The following is a 2597-nucleotide window of genomic DNA, read 5'->3' on the forward strand; positions in this document are numbered from 1 at the left end:
ATGGATCCCAATGGGATTCCTGATAGGAAATGGCCGCCAGCAACTTCCAATCGATATCGCGGGCATAGCGTTCAAACAGAGGTTGCAGAGTGGGCAAAACCGCATCGATGGCGTTCAGGAAGGTTTTGGTATCTACATAATCGAACCCGCTAACGTAACCGAGATACTTTTCCTCAAGCCGCGCCATGATGCCATTGTCGTTTAACTGGCTGAAGAAGTCCAGCAGCTCGGCCGACAGCCTCTCGCTATTGTTGCGCCTAAGATACCAGGTAACCGGTTCTTCCTCGGTAACATCAAACGCCACTGCCAACTGCGGATGCACTCGCTGTAGCAGCCCGACGGTGGCCGAGTCGGCTAGAGTATAATCCAGCTTACCTTCTGCCACTTTTTCCAGCAGCGATCGGCTGCTTAAATCCAATGAGACTTCCCAGGATAACTGCGGAAATTGCTTCTTTTTTAACTGACGGAGCTGGGAAATTTGCGCTGAACCAGAAGAGACCGCCAGCCGCCCCCGCAGATCCCTCAAGTTTTTTGGCCGTGGCTGACCCAAGCGGTACACCAACTGCTGTGATACCGAGTAGTAGGGAGGACCGACGGTAAATCTGTTCAGCCGCTCGGTGTTGTAAATTAGGTTAGCGGCCAGAAGATCGGCGTTGTCATTATCCAAGTCATCAAATAGCTGATTCAGATTGCTGCGAACGCGCACTTTCAGTTTGACGCCGAGGTAATCGGCAAAGCGTTGCGCCAGATCATAATCGAACCCTGCCGGTTGATTATTGACGCTATAATAGCTCAGCGGCGCGTCGAGAGTGCTGATACGAAGTTCGCCGCGCGCTTTAATGACCGCCAGGCTATCCTGATTGGCGTTTCGCCAAGGGACGGTAGTCCACAGTGCCCAGGTGAGCAAAATGGCGATAAGGATGATAATAAAGTAATTTAATTTGAAGCGCTTCAATGCATTATCTCATGCCGGAGGCAACCTCTTTGTCATTAACAGCAGTATTATTACGGTTTTTTCCGAACAGGAGGCATTTTGCGTAACAAAGCTCCAACGTGCAACAAGATTGATGCATGTCCTCACGTGTTAAGAGGTAGTAAGGATGAAAGAATAACTGCGTAAGCGGTTTCTTCCACAGCCGGGATTCTCTATAATAACGCGTGTTTTCCTCTGTTGTTGCGCCCCATGAGTGGTCGAGCCAAACAACCTCGGCCGGCGGTTCAAAAACAAGAAATCTGTTACTATTGAAATATTGCACAGTTAGCTCACTCTATCCGCATTTCGCATCAATAAAGCTTCTGGTCCGCTTTCAGGACGCCCATCTGCCGGTCTACGTTATGCCGAATATATCCATTTCGCCGATGTTAGAGCAGCTCTCGACGAGGATGCGTTAAGTCGGCTTCAGTGACCATTGAAATACTGCTCTTCTCTCGCCAAACACAAGCAATAGCCGTCCTTGTGGGGCTATTGCTGTGACGCCGCGATCCAGTACGTGGGCTCCCTGGCCGTCGAAGGAGACAACTGTGGTTTTCCCCAGGTCATGCGTCTATGGCGTTTGGTTTGACCTATTATATTCATGCTCTGTGGTTGAGTGAGCTGTGGTGGCGGCAGATCGCCACCCTCTTGCACGATCGGATGATGGAAACGGTGTTTACCCGTATGGAGGAAGCGCAGGACGCGGCTAATTTAGCGTTGGGTTTGGCGCTGGTGCAGGACGAAATCGATTATCTCTGCGCGGCCTTCATCCGTTTGGGGTGTAACCCAGCGATATTGAGCTGTATATGTTCGCAAAAGCCAACTCCGAGCATTGCTGGCACAAGATCTTCAAAGCTAACTGGGTTATCAATAGCCATCCACAGGCGAAGTAGTTGTTCAAGATTATTAAAAACACCTTCGCCGTCTGAGGTTATGTTGTCTATCTATAAAGACAACGCCGCGATGATGAACGGATCGGCGGTGGGGTGCTCTTCTTTATCGATGCGAAGGCAGGGCGCTATAAATACTATCAGGAAACAGCGCATACTTTGATGAAGGTTGAACCATAAACCACCAGACTGTCATCTGATCCTGGTCAGGCGAGGCATCTTCGATGGCCTACGAGCAGTCAGACACCTATGCGACGGGCGGGCCACGGTGTCCATTTTCAATTGCGCGAAATTCCCAATAATGAACTGGGCATGAGCCTGCTGGAAGTCTGGTGCAATGAGTCCCAGGAGCGTTACATCATGGAGGTTGCGCTGGAGCGGCTGGCGGAATTTGAAGCCATCTGCCGCCGCGAGCGAGCACCCTAATGTAGTGATCGGGGAAGCGAAGCAAGCGTTGCATCTAAGCCTAGACGACGAATATTTCAGCGAACGGCCGATTGATTTGTCGCTGGATGTCGCTCGGAAAAACGCTAAAAATGCTGTTTGAAGCCGTGTCAGCCGTCAGGCTCCTGGCCACGCTCTGAATCGCGACAGCATCATGCTTGCTGAGGTGATTAATCGCGTGTTGCATTTATCGGCGGTGGAGGAAAAACCTTCCTTATCACCATAAGTGATCCCAGTGTAATCAGCATGGTAGCGCTGGGATCAGATGATTGGATTCTGGCAGGTGCCAG

Annotated in this window: 2 protein-coding genes and 1 pseudogene; 2 read left to right on the forward strand and 1 reads right to left on the reverse strand. The window is 50.8% G+C overall.

The annotated features are described in order from the left end of the window. Nucleotides 1-955 (reverse strand): membrane-bound lytic murein transglycosylase MltF (gene mltF / locus BG74_RS03895; protein WP_066596733.1); only part of this gene is annotated, 955 nt, incomplete at its 3' end. A 591-nt stretch (nucleotides 956-1546) separates the two neighbouring features. On the opposite strand from mltF, the gene BG74_RS20460 reads away from it, so the two are divergent. Further along, entirely contained in the window at nucleotides 1547-2026 is a 480-nt protein-coding gene (locus BG74_RS20460; RefSeq protein ID WP_066596735.1) for a hypothetical protein, read from the forward strand. 98 nt (nucleotides 2027-2124) lie between these two features. Next, nucleotides 2125-2597 (forward strand): annotated as a pseudogene (locus BG74_RS20465) (AIR synthase-related protein); the annotation flags it as partial.

This window comes from Sodalis-like endosymbiont of Proechinophthirus fluctus, from assembly GCF_001602625.1.
Classification (GTDB): Bacteria; Pseudomonadota; Gammaproteobacteria; order Enterobacterales; family Enterobacteriaceae.

What these genes read in the sequence shown, in the direction of transcription:
- BG74_RS20460 (WP_066596735.1), top strand. Translation starts at nt 1,547, where the DNA reads ATGGCGTTTGGTTTGACCTATTATATTCATGCTCTGTGGTTGAGTGAG.